Source organism: Jiangella ureilytica (assembly GCF_004348545.1).
In the GTDB taxonomy this organism is placed as follows: Bacteria; Actinomycetota; Actinomycetes; order Jiangellales; family Jiangellaceae; genus Jiangella; species Jiangella ureilytica.
On record NZ_SMKL01000002.1, the window covers coordinates 132,075 to 151,512 of the forward strand.

Below are 19,438 nucleotides of genomic sequence, written 5' to 3' on the forward strand. Positions count from 1 at the left end.
CGGCATGGCGCTGACCCTGCGCGAGCTGAACCGCGCCACGCTCGCCCGGCAGCTGCTGCTGGAGCGCGCGTCCACCGACGTCGCCGACGCGGTCCGCCGGCTGGTCGCGCTGCAGGCGCAACACCCGGCGTCGCCGTACCTGGCGCTGTGGAACCGGATCGACGGCTTCGACCCCGCCGACCTCGACGCCGCGTTCGCCCGTCGCACGCTGGTCAAGGCGACGCTGATGCGGGTCACCCTGCACGTGGTGCACGCCGCCGACCACGCGGTGGTGAAGCAGGCCATGCAGCCGACACTGCGTGGCGCCCGGCTCAACGACCGCCGATTCACGATGACCGGGCTGAGCCACGCCGATGCTGAGGCCGCCATCCCCGGCCTGCTGGAGTTCCTCGCCACGCCGCGCGGCGGGCCCGAGTGCGAGGCGTGGCTGAGCGAGCGCCACGGCGCGCCGATGAAGGGGTTGTGGTGGGCGCTCCGGCAGTTCGGGCCGGTGGTGCACGCCCCCACCGGCCCGCCGTGGTCGTTCGGCACTCGCCCGGCCTACGCCGCCCCCGTCGACCCGCCCGGCATCGCCGACGCCGAGACCGCCGCGGCCGCGCTGGCCACGCTGTTCCGCCGCTACGTCGCCGCGTTCGGGCCGGTGTCGATGCCCGACTTCGCCCAGTTCGCGCTGCTCTACCGGCCCGCGGCGAAGGCCGCCGTCGAGGCCGTCGCCGACGAGCTGGAGGAGCTGGCCGGACCCGGCGGCACCGTCCTGTACGACCTGCCCGGCGCGCCCCGGCCCGGCGAGGACGCCCCGGCGCCGCCGCGGCTGCTGGGCATGTGGGACAGCGTGCTGCTGGCGCACGCCGACCGCGGCCGCATCGTCCCGCCCGGCTACCGCACGCTGGTCATCCGCAGCAACGGCGACACGCTGCCGGCGCTGCTCGTCGACGGGTACGTGGCCGGCGTGTGGCGCCCTGCCGACGGCGGCGGCATCGAGGCGACCGCGTTCCACCCGCTGCCGGCGGCGGACTGGGAGGGACTGACGGCCGAGGCGGCGGCGCTGACGGGGCTGCTGGCCCGCCGCGACCCGACGGTGTACCGCCGCTACGACCGCTGGTGGACCGGGCTGCCGGCGGCCGAGACACGAGTGCTGGCCGGTTAGGGTGTGACCACGTCGATCACGACGTTGCCGACCTTGGTGCCGGTGTCGACGTAGCGGTGCGCCTCGGCGATCTCGGCCAGCGGGTAGTGCCGGTCGACGACCGGGCGGAACCGGCCGTCGGCCAGCAGGGCTCGCAGCTCCTCGATCATCTCGCGGCGCTGCAGCGGCACCGGGAAGACCACCCGGCGGCGGCGCAGCAGCGGAGTCACCAGCGCCAGCCCGACGTTCTGCAGGAACGGGCCGGGGTCGCCGCTGACGTACACGCCGCGCGGGCCCAGCAGCCGCCGGCACGCGCCGAACGTGGACTTGCCCACGGCGTCGATGACCGCGTCGTAGCGGCCGCCGGAACGGGTGAAGTCCTCGGCGGTGTAGTCGATGACGTGACCTGCGCCCAGCGACCGCACCAGCTCCAGGTGCGCAGTCGCGCACACCGCCGTCACCGCCACGTCCATGGCGGCCAGCAGTTGCACGGCCGCCGAGCCGATGGCGCCGGTCGCGCCGTACACCAGGACCGTCTGTCCCGGCCGGATCCCGGCGCGGCGGATGCACGACTGCGCGTAGTGCGCGCCCTCGGTCGCGGGCACCGCCTGTGCGAACGTCAGGCCGTCCGGGATGGGGGCCAAGAACCCGTCGGCGCGGACCGCGAGGTACTCGGCGTGGGCGCCGAACGGGCCCTCGCTGTAGCCGAAGACGCGGTCGCCGGCGGCGTAGCCCGTGACCTCGGCGCCGGCCTCCTCGACGACTCCGGCGTACTCCGTCCCGAGGATCCGTCCACGTGCCCGGAGCACCCGCAGGAACGCGGGCGTGCCGACCCGGTAGGCGGTGTCGGTGCGGTTCACCGTGGTCGCGTGCACCCGTACCAGCAGGTCGCGCGGACCGGCGACCGGCCGCTCCACGTCGGCGAGACGCACCACGTCGGGGCCGCCGTACCCCGTCTGTACCGCTGCCCTCACGGTCCGCACAGTAGCGAACGCGGGCCCGGTTGCGGCAGGTGTGACGGCCGCGACTCGCGGAACCACCATCCCCGTCACGCAGTTCCTCGTATAACAGGCAGGGTCGACACACCGCTGGAGGTCTTTCCGATGTCGTTCTTCACCCGCCGCCGGGTTCTCATCGGCGTCGGCGGCCTGGCCGCGCTCGTGGTCCTGGTGGTCGGCGGGACGTATCTCTACGTCAACGTCATCAGCGGCGACGCGCCCGATCCGCTGGCCCTCGAGACCGACCCGCCGGCCGCCTCCGGTGGCGACCTGGACCTCGACGGCACCTGGACCGTCGCCGACGGGTCCGAGGCCGGCTACCGGGTCGACGAGGTGCTCAACGGCCAGGACAACACCGTCGTCGGCCGCACCAGCGACGTCACGGGGGAGCTCACCGTCGCCGGCGGCGCCGCGACCGAGGGCGAGATCACGGTCGACATGACGACCATCACCACCGACAGCGGCAGCCGCGACAGCCAGTTCCGCGGTCCCATCATGCAGACCGACGAGTTCCCGACGTCGACCTTCACGCTCACCTCGCCGGTCTCGCTGGACGGCCTCGACGACGGCGGCCCGGTAACGTTGACCGCCACCGGCGACCTGACGGTGCGCGATGTCACCCACTCGATCGAGGTCCAGCTCGACGTGCAGCGCTCCGGCGACGGCGTCCAGGTGGCGGGCTCCGGCGAGATCCGGTTCGCCGACTTCGACGTCGACCCGCCCGACCTCGGCTTCGTCCGGGTCGAGGACAGCGGCACGGTGGAGTTCCTGCTGACGCTCGCCAGGAGCTGACCCGGCACACGAACGACGGCGCCCATCGCGCGGTGATGCACACGACGGGCGCCGTCGCCGGTTCGTGAAGCGAACGGGTCAGCGCGACGCGGCCGGCGGCTCCTGGCCCGGCGTGCCGCCCTCGGCGGGCGGCTGGTCCGGCGGCTCCGGCAGCTGCTGCGTCGGCGGCTCCGCCGGTGCCTGAGACGGCGGCTCTGCCGGTGCCTGCGGCGGCTGCGGCGTGGGCGCCGGCGGCTGGACCGCGGTGGGCGCCTCGGTGGTGACGGTGGGAGCGTCGGGACCGCTGCCCGCCCCGAAGGGAGCGCCACCGGGCGGCGGCGGGACGCTGCCGGCATGGCCCGCGGCGGGAGCCTCGTCGGCCGGCGGCGTCTGGTTGCGGTTGCGCGACAGGAAGAACAGCAGCGCCGCGAGGCCCAGCACCACGACGACGATGAGGATCCAGATCCAGACCGGGATGCCGTCGCCGCCCCCGCCGCCGGAGTCGGCGGACCGGGCGCTGATGTCGTTGGCCTCGCCGGGGACCGGGATCCAGGTGACGGTGGTGCCGTCGAGCTCGCCGTTGTGCTCGGTGACCTCGCCCGGGAAGGTCATGCTGACGCTCATCTCGAGCGACTCCATCAGCTGGTCCACGTCGCCGAGCTCACCGACGTCGCCGCCCAGCTCGCCGGCCATGGCCTCGGGGTCCAGGCCGGTCATGTCGAGGCTGCCGTCGACGACGATCTCCTCGCCCTCGTGGGTGATGCCGAAGCCGGACTCCTCAGCCGAGAACTCCGAGAGGGCGATGTCGTCGAAGGTGTAGCGCTGGCCGACGAACTCGCCGTCGTCGTACTCCTCGGCCTGCGCACCCTCGGGCAGGTCCGCGCCGAGCTCGTCGAAGACCGTGCTCGGGTCCTCGCCCATCGCCTCGGCCATGGCGGACGCCTCGCGGTTGAGCGCGAGGATGATCTCGCCGTCGACGGTGTCGCTGTCGCTGATGTTCAGCTGCATATCCATCTTCATGCACCCCGTCAGCGCCACCGCCATCGCGGCCACCGCCAGAGCGTGCACTGGTCTCATTCGCTTCATGGGCGGCAGCCTGGCACATCGATCATGGTTTCGACACCTCCGAACGGCATGGAGATTGCCGCTACCGTGGGCGGGTGCGGATCGTGTCGCTTCTCCCGTCGACGACGGAGATCCTGTTCGCCCTCGGCGCGGGCGACGACGTCGTCGGCGTGACGTTCGAGTGCGACTTCCCGCCTGAGGTGCGCACCCGGCGCATCGTGTCGACCAGCACGCTTCCGGAGGGCCTCGGGCCGGCGGAGATCGACCGGCTGGTGGCCCGGCGCATGGCCGCCGGCGAGGACCTGTACCACCTCGACGAGGGCGCGCTGGCCGGGCTCGACGCCGACCTGGTCGTCACCCAGGACCTCTGCGCGGTGTGCGCCGTCGACGTCACCGAGGTACGCGACGCCCTGGCCCACCTGCGTTGCACCGCGGACGTGCTCACCATCGACCCGCGGGATTTCGGTGAGGTGCTCGGGTCCATCCGCCTGCTGGGCGACGCCGTGGGAGCGCGAACCCGGGCGGACGCGCTGGTCGACGAGCTGACCGGCCGCATCGACGTCGTGCGGTCGAAGGTCGCGCACCGCGCCCCGGTGCCCGCCCTCGTGCTGGAGTGGACCGACCCGCCGTTCGCCCCGGGGCACTGGGTCCCGGACATGGTGACGGCGGCGGGCGGCACGCCGGTGCTGGGCGTGGCGGGCGAACGCTCCTACCGCCTCGATCCTGGCGTGCTCGCGGCCTGCGGCGCCGATGTCGTCGTCTGCGCACCGTGCGGGTTCGGCCTGGACGAGTCCGCGCGGCTCGCAGCCGAGCTGGTCCGGGGCGGCGGCCTGCCGGACGTGCCGGTCTGGGCGGTCGACGCCAACGCCTCCTTCGCCCGGCCCGGCCCGCGCCTGGTCGACGGCGTCGAGGCGCTGGCTGCGATCCTGCACCCCGACGCGGCGGGCGAGCCCGACCCGGCGCTCGCGCGGCGGATCGCCTGAGCGGTCAGGCGGCGGCGCGCAGGATGTCGAGGGCGCGGTCGGCGTGCTTCTCCATGGCCAGCTCGCTGCGGACGACCCCGAGCACGCGCGAGTCGGTGTCGATGACGAACGTGTGCCGCTTCACCGGGAGCCCGCCGATGCGCCGGTTGACGCCGAACCGCGCGGCCACCGTCCGCTCAGGATCGCTGAGCAGCGGGAAGCCGAGGTCGTTGCCGGTGTCGAAGGCCTGCTGCCGCTCGACGGCGTCAGCGCTGATGCCGACGGGCTGCGCCCCGGCGACGGAGAACTCTGCCGCGAGGTCGCGGAAGTGGCAGGCCTCGGCCGTGCAGCCGCGGCTCATGGCGGCGGGATAGAAGAACAGCACCACCGGGCCGCTGGTGAGCAGCTCGCTGAGCCGGCGCGGGGTGCCGGACTGGTCCGGCAGGACGAAGTCGTCGACGGTGTCACCGGCATCCATCCCTCCATCCTGCCACCGGGGCGCCGTCAGCCCGTGAGCGCCGCCACGGCCAGCAGGACCAGCGACACTGCCAGCACCGCGATGCGCGCCGCCGCGGGTCTCACCGTCAGCCCGCCCGGCGCCACGGCCCGCCGCGCCTCCCACCGCTGCCGCACCGCCAGCAGCGCCGGCGCCGGCCGCTGCCCGGCCCGCGCGACGGCGTCGCGCTCCAGCACCCCGCCGGCGGTGACGTGCCGGTCGTACAGCGCCGACATCGACGCCGGCCCGGGAGCGGCGGCCGCATGCCACGTGACGTCGCCGGCGCGCAGCCACAGCGACCAGCCGAAGCCGGCCTCGTCGAGCGCCGCCCAGCCGGCTCGCACGTCGCGCAGCGGATTGCGGACGGTGACGGCGTCGTCGTCGAGGATCACGGCGGGCCGCCAGCAGAGCACCCAGAGCAGCCCGCTCGCCCCCGCGGCGAACAGCAGGCCGGCGCCACCGGGCGGCCGGGCGGCGGCCAGCCAGCCGAGGGCCGCGAGCCAGCCCAAGGCCGCCACGGCCCGGCCGAGCGCGTGTCGCAGCACCACCGGTTCGGAGGCCGCTGTCATCGGACGATGGTGGCACAGTGGTCATGCAACCGTTGAGTGCCGCCGATGCGTCATCCTGCTAGGCGGGCTCGACGGTGACGGGGAGGCGGTTCGGCATGCGGGTGCGGTTCATCGCGGCGCTCGCCCTCGTGCTGGCCGCGTGCGGCTCCGGCGCGAGTCCCGTCTCCCACACCGCGCCGGCCGCCAAGACCGGCGGTGAGCGGGCAGTCGCGCGTGCGTGCGACCTGCTCGACCCGGCGGAGGTCAGCGACATCTACGGTGGCGGTGAGGTGCACCTCACCGACTACGCCGGCCCGGTCGGCGACCCGTCCTTCGACAGCTGCCTCATCACCGTCGACCACGGCACCACCACCCGCCCGCCGCGCCCGTTCCCGCTGCAGGTGTCCATGGACCCGGTGACGCCCGCGGATCACCTCGAGATGCTCGAGGACCACGCCGACGACGACCTCGGGCCGACCAGTGAGGTGCACGGGCTCGGCGACGCCGCGTACTTCGTCACGCCCGGGTTCCTGCAGGTCTACGCGGAAGGCCGCGTGCTGCGCATCCACGGCGGCGGCGACGAGAACGCCATCAGCCTCGCCGCACTCGTCGTCCCGCGGCTGGCCCAGCTGCCGCCGGGGGCCGAGCCCGGCACCCAGCCCGCCTGCGACGCCGTCACCCCCCAGGCCGAGGCCGTGCTGGGCGAGCCGGCCACCGTCCGCCGCGACCCGCTCACCCGCGACGAGCTGCGCTGCGAGTGGCGGGCGGGCGAGACCGTCCTGACGGCGACGGTGCGCGGGCACGGCGACGAGATGGGCCGGGTGTGGGCCATGGACCGGCCGGGCGCCGAGGTGGTGCACATCGGCGGGCTGCGCGACAACGGCGTGTACCTGCCGAGCGGCCGGGTCTACTTCTGGATGGGCCACCGGCAGGTCGGCATGTACCTCCTGCACGTTCCGCACGACCCCGAGCGCGACCGCGACTACCTCGTCGCGCTGGCCGACGCGTTCGCGCCGTCGCTGCTGGACGTCGCGCCGCGGGTCGGCCCGGCGCCCGCGCACTGACGGCGGACGCCGGCTCCTGGCGAGCTGCTCACCACTGGGCGTGCACCAGCGGGCGGATGCGCTCGTCGTAGATGCGCCCGATGGCGGCCGAGGTCGCCCCGTCGAGCGGCGCCAGGCCGGCCGCGGCCGCGTTGGCCCGGGCCTGCTCCGGGTTGCGTGCGCCCGGGATGACCACGGAGACGTCCGGCTGGTCGATGATCCAGCGCAGCGCCAGCTGGGCGGTGCTGGCGCCCGGCGGCGTGAGTGCGGCGATCTCGCGCGCGGCCTCGACCCCGGCCTCGAACGGGACGCCCGCGAACGTCTCGCCGACGTCGAACGCCTCGCCGGCGCGGTTGAATGTGCGGTGGTCGTTCGGCCCGAACGTCGTGGACGCGTCGTAGCGGCCGGACAGCAGGCCGCTGGCCAGCGGGACCCGGGCGATGATGCCCACCCCGGCCGCCGCGGCCGCCGGCAGCACCTGGTCCAGCGGCTTCTGCCGGAAGCAGTTGAGGATGATCTGGATGCTGGCCACGCCCGGCCGGCGGATGGCCGCCAGCGCCTCGTCGCAGGTCTCGACGCTGACGGCGTAGGCCTGGATGCGCTTCTCCTCGACCAGCGTGTCCAGTGCGTCGAAGACGGCGTCGCGCGAGTACACCTCGGTGGGCGGGCAGTGCAGCTGCACCAGGTCGAGGGTGTCGACTCCGAGGTTCTCGCGGCTGCGGTCGTTCCACGCGCGGAAGGCGTCAAGCGTGTACGCGCCCGGCACGTGCGGATTCGCCCGGCGGCCCATCTTGGTGGCCACCGTCAGCCCGGCGCCGGGCCGGCGCCGCAGCAGCTCGCCGACGAACCGCTCGCTGCGGCCGTCGCCGTAGACGTCAGCGGTGTCGATGAACGTCACGCCCGCGTCGACCGCGGCCTCGAGCGCGGCCATCGCGGCGTCCTCGTCGACCGTGCCCCAGTCGGCGCCGATCTGCCACGCGCCGAACCCGATGACCCCGACCTGCCGGCCGGTCCGCCCCAACTGTCGCGTCTCCACGAGATCGGACCCTAGCCGGTGACCGATCCCCGTCAGCGCGGCAGGTTGGCCTCGATGGCGGCGACCAGCTCGCCGGACTCCGGCTGCACGCCCGGGCGGAACCGGCCGAGCACGGCGCCGTCGGCGGACACCAGGAACTTCTCGAAGTTCCACTGGACGTCGCCGGCCTCACCACCGGCGTCGGCGACCTGCGTCAGCTCCGCGTAGAGAGGCTGCTGCGACGCGCCGTTGACGTCGGCCTTCTCGAACAGCGGGAACGTCACGCCGTACGTCGTGGAGCAGAACTCCTGGATCTCGTCGGCGGTGCCGGGCTCCTGGCCGCCGAACTGGTTGCACGGGAAGCCGAGCACCGTGAACCCACGGCCGGCGTAGCGCTCGTGCAGCCGCTCGAGGCCTTCGTACTGCGGGGTCAGGCCGCACCTCGAGGCGACGTTGACGAGCAGCAGCAGGTTGCCCTTGTGGTCGCCCAGCGAGGCCTCGGCTCCGTCAATGGTGTGCAGTGCAATGTCGTACAGGCTGGTCAACGCGGGCTCCTCGGGCCTGGCTGCTGTCGTCCCCTCGAAGGAAGCCTAGGCTCACGGGATGGAGATCCGGGAGGCGCGGGACGAGGACTGGCCGGCCGTCTGGCCGATCCTGCGGGACATCGTCGCGGCGGGCGAGACGTACACGCTGCCGCGCGATCTCGACGCCGAGACGGCGCGGCGCATCTGGCTGCTGGCGCCGCCGGACCGGACGGTCGTCGCGGTCGACGGCGACGGCACCGTGCTCGGCTCGGCGAAGATGAACCGGAACCACCTGGGCCCGGCCGACCACATCGCCAGCGCGAGCTTCATCGTCGCGCCGGAACGCTCCGGGCAAGGCGTCGGACGAGCGCTGGGCCGGTACGTCCTCGACTGGGCGCGCACAGCCGGATACCGCGCGATGCAGTTCAACGCGGTGGTCGAGACGAACACCCGAGCGATCGCCCTGTGGCGATCGCTCGGGTTCGAGGTCATCGGGACGTTGCCGGAGGCGTTCCGGCACCCTCACCGGGGCTACGTCGGGCTGCACATCATGTACCGCCGCCTGTAGCCCCGGCCGGTCGTCGTGGGTCCCTACCAGTAGTGCCGGCGTCCGGCCAGCGGCCGGCCGGCGGCTCCCGCGATGTACAGCACTGCGCCGACGACCAGCAGGATGATGCCGATGGTCGTCAGGATGCCCACACCCGCGAACAACCCGATCAGCAGTAGAACGACACCCAGGATGATCATCCCAGCTCCTTCGTCCCCGTCAGTGGACTTTCGTGACGCACCGGGACTTACCCGGCGCATCACCGTCCAATCGGGCCAAAGACCTAGGAGCTCGAGCGGAGATCGCGCCGGCGCAGGTCGCTGAGCCAGGCGTCGACCCGCGCGGTGTCGGGACCGGGCGGCAGGAACGACGTCGCCGCGACGTCGTCGAGCTGCTGCTGCAGCTCGAGCCGGTACGAGTCGACCTGGTCCCAGGGCAGCGCACCGGCGCGCACCGATGCCAGCCGCTCCTGGTGCTCGGGCGACGGCGTGCCGGTGTCGCCCGTGCGCAGCAGCGCGAGGCCGTCGACCAGCAGCCGCAGCAGGTCGGCCGCGCCGGTGTGCCGCGGCTCGCCCTGCACATGCTCGTCGTCGAACCGCTTGAACTCCGCCAGCACGTGGTCGGCGTAGGCCGCGGAGATGGTCTGGGACAGGAACGCCGGGCGCAGGTCGAGCAGTTCGCGGCCGGTCTCGCTCACCCAGATGGGCCGGGCCGACCACAGCAGCTCGAGGCAGCCGGGGTCGGCGTCGAGGGCCAGCCGGCAGAAGTGCTCGACCTCCCACGACAGCCACGACGGCGTCGGCCCGGCGAGCTGCTCGGGCGGCTTGCGCAGCGACCAGAACGCGGCCGTAGGCGCCTGGAAGACGCCGCGCACGTTCAGTGGCTCGCCGGGCTCGCCGGGCGGCCGGCCCACCGCGGCGGCGTAGAGCGTGCGGTTGGTGACCAGGTCGCGCGCGCCGCCGGAGCGCACCGGCTCGGGCAGCCGGGAGAGCGGGTCGGCGAGCGTGGTGAGCTGGTCCGGGTCGGCCTCGACCAAGTGGCCGTCGACGAGCGCGACGGTGTACGTGCCGTCGGCCTCGCGGACGATGCGTCCGGCGAGACCACGGCCGGAGCCCGGCGCGGCGGCGTCGGCCGGCGTGCCGTGCACGACGACCTGCGTACCGAGTGGGACTCGCGTGGGGGCGCTCAGGCGAGGCATGGGGCCATTCTCGCGCGTCGTCGCAGGTCCCACCCGGCGATCCACCGGGTTTCAACCGTTTGGACCTGATCCTGCGCCGGCCGGCAGGGGTGCGGCGTCGAGGGCAGACGTCTGACGGCGAACGTTCCGCGACCCCTGCTCGACGGGTCGGTGAATCCTCGATACGTCCCTTCTGCGGCGTCGTGTCCGGTTCCTACGGTGATCTCCGACCATCGACCGGGCAGAGATCACGGAGGCCGGCATGCGCGACGCTGCCACGACGGAGAACGACGGGACGGTCTCGCGCCGGACCCTGCTGGCGACGGCCGGTGGTGCGGCCGCCGCGGGGCTCGCCCTCCCGCTCGTCCAGGCGGTGCCCGCCGCCGCCGTCCCGGCCCGGTCGATGCGCCCGGTGAGCATGGCGATGCACATCCACGGCTCCTTCAGCGAGGGCCCGGCCAGCTACGAGACCCACCTGCGCCAGGCGCGGCTGAACGCCGTCGACGTCATCTGGTGGACCGACCACGAGTTCCGGGTCGGCGCCCACGACCACCGCCGCGAGGTCCGCTTCGAGGGCCTGCGCGAGGTCGTCAACACCATGGAGTGGACCTGGACCCGCGCGACCGAGGGTGCCGTGACCAGCGGCACGGCCGAGTTCGTCGACGACCCGCACTCGCCGGACGAGCCCGGCAAGGCCATGCGCCTGACGGCGACCGGCACCGGCTGGGGCATCCTCTGGTACTCCGCGGCGTCGTGGAACCAGACCTACACCGGCTCGCTCGCCGACACCACGATCCAGCTGGACGTGCTGGCCGAGCAGACCGGCCCGGGCCGCGAGCTGGTCGTCGAGATCAACAGCTCCTACCACCCGGCGCGCGGCGGCCGCGCGGCCGGGCGATACCTGCTGCAGTACCGCATCGGCGGCAGCACCTCCGGCGAGATCGTCCGCCGCGCCGAGGGCCTGCGCGGCCATGTCGAGATCCCGGCACCGCAGGGCCGGTGGCAGCGGGTCACGTTCCGCCCGGTCGACGACCTGCAGGCGATCTGGCCGGACCTGGTGGCATCGGACAACTCGATGCACCAGCTGCGCCTCGGCGTCCGGGTCGCGGGCGAGGCACCGACGCGAGCGGTCGTGGACCGGCTGCGCATCGACTACGGCCGCCGCAACCTCGCCACGGGCGCCGATCTGCGGCGCGAGGTCCTCGCCCGCTATGCCGACGAGTTCCCGGACGTCGTCCACTACGAGGCGTGGGAGGTGTCGCTGGTGCGGCACCTCAACTGGATCGGCGGCGACTTGGCGATGCCCGCGCTGCCCAGCCCGCCGCGGCGGAACAACGACCCGGACCTGACCGCCGAGATGATCGAGTTCATGCACGCCCACGGCGCGCTGGCCCAGTGGAACCATCCGCTGGACGTCGCGACGCCGGAGGAGCTGGTACGTCTGATGATCGAGCGCAACTGCCTCGGCGCGGACCTCATGGAGATCGGCCGCACCCCGTTCGAGGACCTGCGGCGCGTGTTCGACGCCGCGGCCCGCAACGCACTGTTCATCACCGGGGTCGGCGTCAGCGACGACCACGGCGGGCAGAACTGGGCCGGACTCGCCGACAACAACATCACCTACGTGTGGGCCGCGTCGACGGCCATGAACGACCTGGTCGACGCGCTGCGGGCCGGGCGCGCATGGTGGGTCGACCCGGTCCGCTGGCGTGGCGCGATGGACATCGAGGTGGCCGGCCGCCGCGTGCTCGGCTCGGCGCTGGTGACCCGGGCGGCCCGGCTGAACGTGCGGCTGACGGCGACCGGCCTGCCCGCGGGCGGCGCGCTGCACATCGTCGAGAGCCCGGTCGACTACCCCGGCGTGGCCGACCCGTCGCCGGCCACGACCAGCACGGTCGTGCCGGCCGGGGAGCTGGAGGACGGCCGGGTCGACCACCTCGTGGTGCCCGGCGACGGTGCCTTCGTGCGACTGCAGGCCCGCGACGCGCAGGACCGCGTCATCGGCGAGAGCAACCCGTTCTGGATCCTGCGCGACGAACCCCCGCACGGCATCCCCGCGGCCCGCCGGCTGCGCGGCTGAGAGAGGACACCGCCCCCATGGAGCAGCAGCTCACCCGCCGCCGGATCCTCCAGCTCGGCGGCGCGACCGCCGCCGCCCTGGCCGGCACCGCCGCCACGGGCCGGATCGCCTGGGCCTCGCCGACCCCCGCCTCGGCCAAGCTGAGCGACGGCGTCTTCACGCTCGGCGTCGCCTCCGGCGACCCGCTGCACGACCGCGTCGTCATCTGGACCCGGCTGGCCGCCGACCCGGTGGCGCTCGACGGCGCCGGCGGCATGCCCGCGCGGCCGGTCGCGGTGTCATGGGAGGTCGCGCACGACGAACAGTTCTCCCGGCTGGTCCGCCGCGGCATGACGATGGCCCGCCAGGAGGACGCGCACAGCGTGCACATCGACGTCGCCGGGCTGGAGCCGGACCGCTGGTACTTCTACCGGTTCCGCGCGGAGGGCCAGCTCAGCCCCGTCGGCCGCACCCGTACCGCACCGGCGCCGGGCACGCTGCCGTCGTCGTGGCGCTTCGCCATCGCCAGCTGCCAGAACTACACGGCCGGCTACTACACCGCCTACCAGGACATGCTGGCCGGCGACCCGGACATCGTGTTCCATCTCGGCGACTACATCTACGAGGGCGGCGGCCAGGGCAATCTCGGCCGCGGCCACCTGCCCGACGCCAAGCTGGCCACGCTGGCCGACTACCGCGTCCGGCTCGGGCAGTACCACAGCGACCCGGACCTGCAGGCGATCCACGCGGCCGTCCCGTTCGGCATCACCTGGGACGACCACGAGCTGGAGAACAACTGGGCCGGCGACGACGCCGACCCGGACCGCCCGGCCGGCGAGTTCGCCGCCCTGAAGGTCGCCTCGTTCCAGGCGTACTGGGAGCACATGCCGTTCCGCGCCGCGCAACGCCCGGACGGCCCGAGCATCCAGCTCTACCGCCGGCTGCAGTGGGGCGACCTGGCGACGATCAACATCCTCGACACCCGGCAGTACCGCTCCGACCACGTCGCCGACATCGAGGCCGACGGGCCCGAGGCGTGGGAGCCCGGCCGCACCATCCTCGGCGCGGAGCAGACCCGGTGGCTGCTCGACGGGCTCGACGGCAGCACGAGCAGGTGGAACGTGCTGGCCCAGCAGGTGCCGTTCTTCGAGGACCCCGACGTGGGCGCGGAGAACGACAAGTGGGACGGCTACCGCGTCTCGCGTCAGCAGGTGCTCGAGGCGATGGCGTCGGGCCGGCCGCGCAACCCGATCGTGCTCTCCGGCGACATCCACGCCAACCGGGCGGCCGACCTCAAGCTCGACTTCGACGACCCCTCGTCGCCGACGGTCGGCGTCGAGTTCACCGGCACCTCGATCACCAGCGGCGGGCAGGTCGCGGGTTCCGTCCGGCACGACCCGGACCCCGAGAACCCGCACTTCCGGATGGCCGGCGCCGGCCGCGGCCACGTGCTGATCACCGTCACGCCGGAGCTGGCGCGGGCCGACTACCGAGTGGTCGACACGGTCCGGGCGCGCACGTCCGCGGCGCGCACCGTCACGTCGTATGTCGTCGAGGACGGCGTGCCCGGGCTGTCGCGCGCCTGACGCCGTCGTCGTCAGGCGGAGCGGAGGAACCGCTCGCCGAGCCGCTGGAGGTGGTCGCGCAGCTCGGCCGGCGCGACGACGTCGAACTCGGCGCCGACCGCCCCCAGCGCGAACGCCGGCCAGTCCAGCGTGTCGACGTTCATGGTGAGGCGGCAGGAGCCGTCGCCCGTGGGCTCGACCGTCCCCCAGTCCCAGACCTGCTGCTTCACCTGGGCCGCCGGCGCCCGCACGTCGACGACCACCTGGTAGCGGGTCGGGATGGCGGCCAGCCGCTCGTCCACGAACGTCGCGGCGTCCTCGGCCGGCAGCTCGCGCGGGCGGAACCGCTGCCCGGTCGTCGCCGGATCGGACAGCCGGTCGACGCGGAAGGTGCGCCAGTCGTGCCGCTCGACGTCCCACGCGACGAGGTACCAGCGGCGCCCGCGGGACACGAGGCGGTACGGCTCGACCAGCCGGCCGGTGTCGTCGCCGTCGCGGGAGCGGTACCGGAACCGCAGCCGCTCGTCGTCGCGGCAGGCCTGTGCGATGACGGTGAGCGCGGCGGAGTCGACCCGCGGCCCGCCGCCCGCGATGGACGGGACGGTGTAGGTGTGCAGCGCGTCGACCCGGCGGCGCAGCCGCGGCGGCAGCACCTGGACCACCTTGGTGAGCGCCCGCACCGACGTCTCCTCGATGCCGGCGACGGCGCCGCCCGCGGCCGTGCGCAGGCTGACCGCGATGGCCACGGCCTCCTCGTCGTCGAGCAGCAGGGGCGGTAGCGCGGCGCCGGCCTGCAGCTGGTAGCCGCCGGCCACCCCGCGGGCGGCGTCGACGGGGTAGCCGAGCGCGCGCAGCCGGTCGACGTCGCGGCGCAGCGTGCGCGGGCTGACGCCGAGCCGGTCGGCCAGCTCCTCCCCCGGCCAGTACCGATGCGTCTGCAGCAGGGACAGCAGCCGGAGCATCCGGGCACTCGTGTTCGCCATGTCTCCAGAGTCCTCGCAATTGAGGTCAGAAAATGACCGGAATGGATTCTAGCGTGGTTCACATGAACGCCACCATGATCCAGACCACCGGTCTGACCAGGCACTTCACCGTCAAGGGGCAGCGGGCCCGCGCACCGCGAGCAGCCCGCTTTTCGAAGAACATCGTCGAAGCCGTCCGCGGGCTCGACCTGCGCGTCGACGAGGGCGAGCTGGTCGCCCTGCTGGGACCGAACGGCGCCGGGAAGTCGACGACGCTGCGCATGCTGACGACGCTGATCCCGCCGACCTCCGGCACCGCCGTGGTCGCCGGCCACGACGTGGTCGCCGAGCAGCGCGAGGTCCGCCGGGTCATCGGCTACATCGGCCAGGGCAACGGCGCGGCGCTCAGCCAGCGCGGCCGCGACGAGCTGGTCAGCCAGGGCCGCGCCTATGGCATGAGCGTCCGCGACTCGAAGGCGCGCGCGGCCGAGCTGATCGCCTCGCTGGACCTGGCCGCCGTCGCCGACCGGCCGACGTCGTCGCTGTCCGGCGGGCAGAAGCGGCGTCTCGACATCGCGATGGGCCTCATCCACGCCCCACGGCTGCTGTTCCTCGACGAGCCGTCGACCGGCCTGGACCCGCAGAACCGGGCCAACCTGCAGGAGCACATCCTCAAGCTGCGCGCCGAGCACGGGACGACGATCGTGCTGACGACCCATTACCTCGACGAGGCCGACGCGATGGCCGAGAGGGTCATCGTCATCGACCACGGCGCCGTCATCGCCGACGACACCCCGGCCCGGCTCAAGGCCGACCACGCGGGCGACCGGATCACGCTCGGCTTCGGGTCGGCGTCCGACGCGGCGCGTGCGGCCGCGCGGCTCGGCGGGCTGGACGGCGCCGTCGTCAGCACCGGCGGCGTCGAGGTCGAGGTCCGCGCCCAGGGCGGACCACGGCTGGTCCCGGGGATCCTCCGCGGCCTCGACGCCGCCGGGATCGCCGTCGAGTCCACCGCCGTCAGCCGTCCCACCTTGGACGACGTGTTCCTCAACCTCACCGGCCGCAGCCTGCGCGAGGGCGTCGTCTCCCTGTCGAACGAGGAGGTCGCAGCATGAGCAGCACGACACTGGTCACCGACACCGTCACCGTCTTCAGCCGCGAGCTGCGGCCCGTCCTGCGCGACCCGTTCTCCGTCGTGTTCAGCATGATCCAGCCGCTGGTCTTCCTCGGGCTGTTCACGCCGCTCCTCCCCGAGGTCGAGGGCGGGTCCGCGCTGCAGTGGTTCGTCCCCGGCATCGTGGTGATGTCGTGCCTGTTCAGCACCTCGTTCACCGGGTCGAACCTGCTGTTCGAGATCCAGACCGGGGCGCACGAGCGGATGCTGGTCACGCCGCTGCGGCGGCCGGCGTTGATCGTCGGGCGGGCGCTCAAGGAGATCGTCCCGATGATCGTGCAGACGGCGATCATCGTCGCGGTCTGCACCCCGTTCGGCTTCGACCTGCACCTCGGCGGTGTCGTGGTCGGCGTGCTGATCCTGGCGGTCATGGCCGTGGGGCTGGGCGCGCTGTCGTACACGCTGGCGCTGGCGTCGAAGAACACCGAGTGGCTGTTCTGGACCGTGCAGCAGACGGTGCTGTTCCCGCTGCTGCTCCTGGCCGGCATCCTCCTGCCCGTCGACGACGGTCCCGGCTGGCTGCGGGCGCTGTCCAGCGCCAACCCGCTGACCTACGTCGTCGACGCCCAGCGGGCCCTCTTCAACGGCGAGTTCCCCGCGTCGACCGTCCTGGCCGCCGTCGTGGCGTCGGTGGCCGTCGCGGCCCTCGGCCTGGCGGTGGGCACCCGGGCGATGCGCCGATCGTCCTGAGGCGCCCTACTCCGGTGGTCGTGTTCCCTGGCGGCGTTGCAGCGACCGTCGGGGAACACGATCGCGTGAGCGACCGGCTGATAGACAAGGGGCCATGGGTGAGCTGACCATCGAGCTGCTGGCACCGGGCGCGGCGGACGACGCCGCGCTGGTGGAGCGCCTGACCGCCCTGGTCAACGAGGTCTATGCGGCGTCCGAGGCCGGACTGTGGAACGACGGCGCCAGCCGCACGTCCGCGGCCGAGATCGCGCGGTTCGTGCGGGCCGGAGAGATCGCCGTCGCCCGCAGCGAGGGCCGGACCATCGGGTGCGCACGGATCCAGCGCTGGGACGACAGCACCGGTGAGTTCGGCATGCTCGCCGCCGACCCCGATCACCGGGGCGGCGGCGTGGGACGGGCGCTGGTCGACTTCGCCGAGCAGCACAGCAGGGACGAGGGCCGCACGACCATGCGGCTCGAGCTGCTCGTGCCGCGCACGTGGACGCACCCGGCGAAGGCGTTCCTCGCGCAGTGGTACGAGCGCCGCGGGTACCGCGTGGTGCGCCGCGGGACCATCGACGAGGACCATCCGCATCTGGCGCCGCTGCTCGCGACGCCGTGCGACTTCCTCATCTGGCACAAGCCCCTCTAGGCGGTCTTCTGGAACACCAGGCAGTAGTCGCCGGTGAGCCACTCCGGCTGCTCGTCCCAGCACAGGAACGTCTCTTGCCGGAACGTCAGCTGCCGGCCGACGATCTTCCCGATGTCCCAGGCGAGGGTGGTCGCGACGCCGTCGTCGATCATGTTGCCGACGTTGAGGACGAGGTGCCCCCAGGGCCGCAGCAGGCCGGCCACCTGGCCGAAGATGCCCTCCAGCTCGGACAGGTACGTCGCGTAGTCGCCGTCGAGGGTCTCGTAGGCGTTGAGCGGGTTCTCCGGGTGGTTCATCAGCGTCATGTACGGCGGTGACGTCAGGCACAGGTCGATGGGCCGATCGACCAGCGCCGCGACCTTGCGAGCGTCGCCGGTGATGACCTCGCCTCGGCCGCCCAGCCGGCGCCGCACCATGTCAGCGCGCTCGGGCAGCAGCTCCAGGCCCAGCCCCGAGCGGCCCATGCGCTCGGCCACGACCAGCGTGGTGCCGAAGCCGGTGAACGGGTCCAGGACCACCTGCCCGGGCAGGGAGTACTCGGCGATCACCGTCTCGGCCAGGTTCTCGGTGAAGTGGACGTTCTCGTCGGCCTCGACGTAGCGCTCGTTGACGAGATCGTCCATCCACTGTTGCAGCCAGGGCCTCATGCGACCATCTTGCCGACCCGGCCGCCGACGCGCTGCCCGGACCCGGGCCGTACGCTGCTCGCTGTGATCGCGGAACGGACGAACTGGGCGGGCAACCTCACGTATGCCGCCGCACGGGTGCACACCCCGTCGTCGGTGCAGGAGCTGCAGGACCTCGTCGCACAGAGCGACCGCATCAGGGCGCTGGGCAGCCGGCACTCGTTCAGCGACGTCGCCGACACGACGGCCGAGCTGGTGTCGCTGGCCGGTCTGCCCTCGCGCATCGAGGTCGACCGCGCGCACCGGACCGTCACCGTCGCCGCCGGCCTGCGCTACGGCGACCTCGCCACCCAGCTGCAGCGCAAGGGCTGGGCGCTGCACAACCTCGGCTCGCTGCCGCACATCTCGGTGGCCGGGGCGGTCGCGACGGCCACGCACGGGTCCGGCGACGCCAACGGCAACCTCGCGACGGCGGTGTCCGCGGTGCAGCTGGTGGGCGGCGACGGCGAGCTGGTGACCCTGCGCCGCGGCGAGCCGGACTTCGACGGCGCCGTCGTGGCGCTGGGCGCGCTGGGCGTCGTCGTGTCGCTCACGCTCGACCTCGAGCCGGCGTTCGACGTACGGCAGGTGGTCTACGACGACCTCGCGCTGAGCACGGCCGCGGAGCGGTTCGACGACATCTTCGCCACCGCCTACAGCGTCAGCATCTTCACCGACTGGGCCAGCGGGACGGCGCTCAGCTGGGTCAAGCACCGGGTGACCGACGGCGACGACTGGACGCCGGACCCGATCTGGATGGGCGCCCGGCTGGCCGACGGCCCGCGCCACCCCGTCCCGGGCATGCCGGCCGAGTTCTGCACAGAGCAGCAGGGCGTGGCCGGGCCCTGGTACGACCGGCTGCCGCACTTCCGGCTCGAGTTCACCCCCAGCAGCGGCGAGGAGCTGCAGTCGGAGTACCTCGTGCCGCGCGAACACGCGGTCGAGGCGTTCGGCGCCGTCGCGAAGCTGGCCGACCGCATCGCGCCGGTGCTGCACATCTCCGAGATCCGCACCGTCGCCGCCGACGACCTCTGGCTCAGCTCGTCCTATGGGCGTGATGTCGCCGGCTTCCACTTCACCTGGAAGAAGGATCCCGGCGGCGTCCGGCCGGTGATGGCCGAGATCGAGCGCGCGCTGGCGCCGTACGACGCCCGCCCGCACTGGGGCAAGCTGTTCACCGTCGATCCCGCGGAGGTCCGCGAGCGCTACCCGCGGCTGGCCGACTTCCGCCGGCTGCGCGCCGACTACGACCCCGACGCCACGTTCGGCAACGACTTCCTCGACCGCTACGTCGGCTGACGCGGCCGGTCGCGGAACCGGCGGGACCCGGCCGCCGTCGAATCGGGCATGAGGCGGTGGTTTGCCGGCCTTGTCTCTTTGGGCATGCTCGCCGGTTGCTCGTTCGGTTCGGACGGTTCGG

21 protein-coding genes are annotated in these 19,438 nt (G+C 73.3%); 11 read left to right on the plus strand and 10 right to left on the minus strand.

From position 1 onward, the window contains the following. The first annotated feature begins 4 nt into the window (after positions 1–4). Positions 5–1,147 carry a winged helix DNA-binding domain-containing protein gene (locus E1212_RS01565; protein WP_131978093.1) on the plus strand — a complete coding sequence of 381 codons (1,143 nt, stop codon included), beginning with the start codon at positions 5–7 and terminating at the stop codon, positions 1,145–1,147. On the opposite strand, the gene E1212_RS01570 is transcribed toward E1212_RS01565, so the two are convergent. Then, positions 1,144–2,100, minus strand: coding sequence for an NAD(P)-dependent alcohol dehydrogenase (locus E1212_RS01570; RefSeq protein WP_203416152.1), 957 nt, complete (start codon positions 2,098–2,100; stop codon positions 1,144–1,146). The two genes, E1212_RS01565 and E1212_RS01570, sit on opposite strands and share 4 nt — an antisense overlap. Before the next feature lie 129 nt (positions 2,101–2,229). On the opposite strand from E1212_RS01570, the gene E1212_RS01575 reads away from it, so the two are divergent. Continuing rightward, positions 2,230–2,916 (plus strand): YceI family protein, encoded by a 687-nt coding sequence (locus E1212_RS01575; RefSeq protein ID WP_131978099.1) that lies wholly within the window; start codon positions 2,230–2,232, stop codon positions 2,914–2,916. A gap of 78 nt (positions 2,917–2,994) precedes the next feature. Here E1212_RS01575 and E1212_RS01580 read toward each other — a convergent pair whose 3' ends face one another. After that, a complete protein-coding gene (locus E1212_RS01580) occupies positions 2,995–3,972 on the minus strand; it encodes an LppM family (lipo)protein (RefSeq protein ID WP_162605252.1) in 978 nt (325 codons plus the stop codon). An 83-nt stretch (positions 3,973–4,055) separates the two neighbouring features. On the opposite strand from E1212_RS01580, the gene E1212_RS01585 reads away from it, so the two are divergent. Continuing rightward, a complete protein-coding gene (locus E1212_RS01585; RefSeq protein ID WP_131978104.1) occupies positions 4,056–4,943 on the plus strand; it encodes an ABC transporter substrate-binding protein in 888 nt (295 codons plus the stop codon). A 4-nt stretch (positions 4,944–4,947) separates the two neighbouring features. Here E1212_RS01585 and E1212_RS01590 read toward each other — a convergent pair whose 3' ends face one another. After that, positions 4,948–5,400 (minus strand): peroxiredoxin, encoded by a 453-nt coding sequence (locus E1212_RS01590; protein WP_131978107.1) that lies wholly within the window; start codon positions 5,398–5,400, stop codon positions 4,948–4,950. A 26-nt stretch (positions 5,401–5,426) separates the two neighbouring features. Next, positions 5,427–5,987: a PH domain-containing protein gene (locus E1212_RS01595; protein ID WP_131978110.1), complete on the minus strand. Its 561-nt coding sequence runs from the start codon at positions 5,985–5,987 to the stop codon at positions 5,427–5,429. 95 nt (positions 5,988–6,082) lie between these two features. Here E1212_RS01595 and E1212_RS01600 point away from each other — a divergent pair, with 95 nt between their 5' ends. Further along, a complete protein-coding gene (locus E1212_RS01600) occupies positions 6,083–7,030 on the plus strand; it encodes a hypothetical protein (RefSeq protein ID WP_131978113.1) in 948 nt (315 codons plus the stop codon). Between the two features lie 28 nt (positions 7,031–7,058). Here E1212_RS01600 and E1212_RS01605 read toward each other — a convergent pair whose 3' ends face one another. Beyond that, positions 7,059–8,045: an aldo/keto reductase gene (locus E1212_RS01605; RefSeq protein WP_131978116.1), complete on the minus strand. Its 987-nt coding sequence runs from the start codon at positions 8,043–8,045 to the stop codon at positions 7,059–7,061. A gap of 32 nt (positions 8,046–8,077) precedes the next feature. After that, entirely contained in the window at positions 8,078–8,569 is a 492-nt protein-coding gene (locus E1212_RS01610) for a glutathione peroxidase (protein ID WP_131978119.1), read from the minus strand. Between the two features lie 58 nt (positions 8,570–8,627). On the opposite strand from E1212_RS01610, the gene E1212_RS01615 reads away from it, so the two are divergent. After that, positions 8,628–9,116, plus strand: coding sequence for a GNAT family N-acetyltransferase (locus tag E1212_RS01615; RefSeq protein WP_131978122.1), 489 nt, complete (start codon positions 8,628–8,630; stop codon positions 9,114–9,116). A gap of 23 nt (positions 9,117–9,139) precedes the next feature. Here the strand turns inward: E1212_RS01615 and E1212_RS29845 are convergent, their stop codons facing one another. Beyond that, complete coding sequence (locus E1212_RS29845; protein WP_199521455.1) at positions 9,140–9,295, minus strand: DUF6131 family protein; 156 nt, start codon at positions 9,293–9,295, stop codon at positions 9,140–9,142. Between the two features lie 83 nt (positions 9,296–9,378). Then, positions 9,379–10,293, minus strand: coding sequence for a DNA polymerase beta superfamily protein (locus E1212_RS01620; RefSeq protein WP_131978125.1), 915 nt, complete (start codon positions 10,291–10,293; stop codon positions 9,379–9,381). A gap of 241 nt (positions 10,294–10,534) precedes the next feature. Here E1212_RS01620 and E1212_RS01625 point away from each other — a divergent pair, with 241 nt between their 5' ends. Both E1212_RS01625 and E1212_RS01630 read left to right on the plus strand, forming a co-directional pair. After that, positions 10,535–12,352 (plus strand): CehA/McbA family metallohydrolase domain-containing protein, encoded by a 1,818-nt coding sequence (locus E1212_RS01625; RefSeq protein WP_131978128.1) that lies wholly within the window; start codon positions 10,535–10,537, stop codon positions 12,350–12,352. Positions 12,353–12,369: 17 nt separating this feature from the next. Further along, on the plus strand, positions 12,370–13,917 hold the full coding sequence (locus E1212_RS01630) for an alkaline phosphatase D family protein (RefSeq protein ID WP_131978131.1): 1,548 nt from the start codon (positions 12,370–12,372) through the stop codon (positions 13,915–13,917). Between the two features lie 11 nt (positions 13,918–13,928). On the opposite strand, the gene E1212_RS01635 is transcribed toward E1212_RS01630, so the two are convergent. After that, positions 13,929–14,879: a helix-turn-helix transcriptional regulator gene (locus E1212_RS01635; protein ID WP_203416154.1), complete on the minus strand. Its 951-nt coding sequence runs from the start codon at positions 14,877–14,879 to the stop codon at positions 13,929–13,931. A 74-nt stretch (positions 14,880–14,953) separates the two neighbouring features. Here E1212_RS01635 and E1212_RS01640 point away from each other — a divergent pair, with 74 nt between their 5' ends. The 3 genes from E1212_RS01640 to E1212_RS01650 all read left to right on the plus strand — a co-directional run bounded on the left by E1212_RS01640 (position 14,954) and on the right by E1212_RS01650 (position 17,353). Further along, positions 14,954–15,973 (plus strand): ATP-binding cassette domain-containing protein, encoded by a 1,020-nt coding sequence (locus E1212_RS01640; RefSeq protein ID WP_131978247.1) that lies wholly within the window; start codon positions 14,954–14,956, stop codon positions 15,971–15,973. Continuing rightward, positions 15,970–16,722 carry an ABC transporter permease gene (locus E1212_RS01645; RefSeq protein ID WP_131978134.1) on the plus strand — a complete coding sequence of 251 codons (753 nt, stop codon included), beginning with the start codon at positions 15,970–15,972 and terminating at the stop codon, positions 16,720–16,722. Before E1212_RS01640 ends, E1212_RS01645 begins: the two co-directional genes overlap by 4 nt. A gap of 94 nt (positions 16,723–16,816) precedes the next feature. Continuing rightward, the gene (locus E1212_RS01650; protein ID WP_131978137.1) at positions 16,817–17,353 is read left to right on the plus strand and encodes a GNAT family N-acetyltransferase; all 537 of its coding nucleotides are present in this window, start codon (positions 16,817–16,819) and stop codon (positions 17,351–17,353) included. Here the strand turns inward: E1212_RS01650 and E1212_RS01655 are convergent. Then, positions 17,350–18,000 carry a DNA methyltransferase gene (locus E1212_RS01655; RefSeq protein ID WP_131978140.1) on the minus strand — a complete coding sequence of 217 codons (651 nt, stop codon included), beginning with the start codon at positions 17,998–18,000 and terminating at the stop codon, positions 17,350–17,352. The two genes, E1212_RS01650 and E1212_RS01655, sit on opposite strands and share 4 nt — an antisense overlap. A gap of 63 nt (positions 18,001–18,063) precedes the next feature. On the opposite strand from E1212_RS01655, the gene E1212_RS01660 reads away from it, so the two are divergent. Then, entirely contained in the window at positions 18,064–19,317 is a 1,254-nt protein-coding gene (locus E1212_RS01660) for a D-arabinono-1,4-lactone oxidase (protein WP_131978143.1), read from the plus strand. Positions 19,318–19,438 lie beyond the last annotated feature (121 nt).

Excerpts from the sequence above, each read along its gene's own strand:
- E1212_RS01590 (WP_131978107.1), bottom strand. The coding sequence starts at position 5,400 with ATGGATGCCGGTGACACCGTCGACGACTTCGTCCTGCCGGACCAGTCC.
- E1212_RS01630 (WP_131978131.1), top strand. The coding sequence starts at position 12,370 with ATGGAGCAGCAGCTCACCCGCCGCCGGATCCTCCAGCTCGGCGGCGCG.
- E1212_RS01645 (WP_131978134.1), top strand. The coding sequence starts at position 15,970 with ATGAGCAGCACGACACTGGTCACCGACACCGTCACCGTCTTCAGCCGC.
- E1212_RS01575 (WP_131978099.1), top strand. The coding sequence starts at position 2,230 with ATGTCGTTCTTCACCCGCCGCCGGGTTCTCATCGGCGTCGGCGGCCTG.
- E1212_RS01595 (WP_131978110.1), bottom strand. The coding sequence starts at position 5,987 with ATGACAGCGGCCTCCGAACCGGTGGTGCTGCGACACGCGCTCGGCCGG.
- E1212_RS29845 (WP_199521455.1), bottom strand. The coding sequence starts at position 9,295 with ATGATCATCCTGGGTGTCGTTCTACTGCTGATCGGGTTGTTCGCGGGT.
- E1212_RS01655 (WP_131978140.1), bottom strand. The coding sequence starts at position 18,000 with ATGAGGCCCTGGCTGCAACAGTGGATGGACGATCTCGTCAACGAGCGC.
- E1212_RS01615 (WP_131978122.1), top strand. The coding sequence starts at position 8,628 with ATGGAGATCCGGGAGGCGCGGGACGAGGACTGGCCGGCCGTCTGGCCG.
- E1212_RS01620 (WP_131978125.1), bottom strand. The coding sequence starts at position 10,293 with ATGCCTCGCCTGAGCGCCCCCACGCGAGTCCCACTCGGTACGCAGGTC.
- E1212_RS01625 (WP_131978128.1), top strand. The coding sequence starts at position 10,535 with ATGCGCGACGCTGCCACGACGGAGAACGACGGGACGGTCTCGCGCCGG.
- E1212_RS01650 (WP_131978137.1), top strand. The coding sequence starts at position 16,817 with ATGGGTGAGCTGACCATCGAGCTGCTGGCACCGGGCGCGGCGGACGAC.
- E1212_RS01640 (WP_131978247.1), top strand. The coding sequence starts at position 14,954 with ATGATCCAGACCACCGGTCTGACCAGGCACTTCACCGTCAAGGGGCAG.
- E1212_RS01565 (WP_131978093.1), top strand. The coding sequence starts at position 5 with ATGGCGCTGACCCTGCGCGAGCTGAACCGCGCCACGCTCGCCCGGCAG.
- E1212_RS01635 (WP_203416154.1), bottom strand. The coding sequence starts at position 14,879 with ATGGCGAACACGAGTGCCCGGATGCTCCGGCTGCTGTCCCTGCTGCAG.
- E1212_RS01600 (WP_131978113.1), top strand. The coding sequence starts at position 6,083 with ATGCGGGTGCGGTTCATCGCGGCGCTCGCCCTCGTGCTGGCCGCGTGC.
- E1212_RS01580 (WP_162605252.1), bottom strand. The coding sequence starts at position 3,972 with ATGAGACCAGTGCACGCTCTGGCGGTGGCCGCGATGGCGGTGGCGCTG.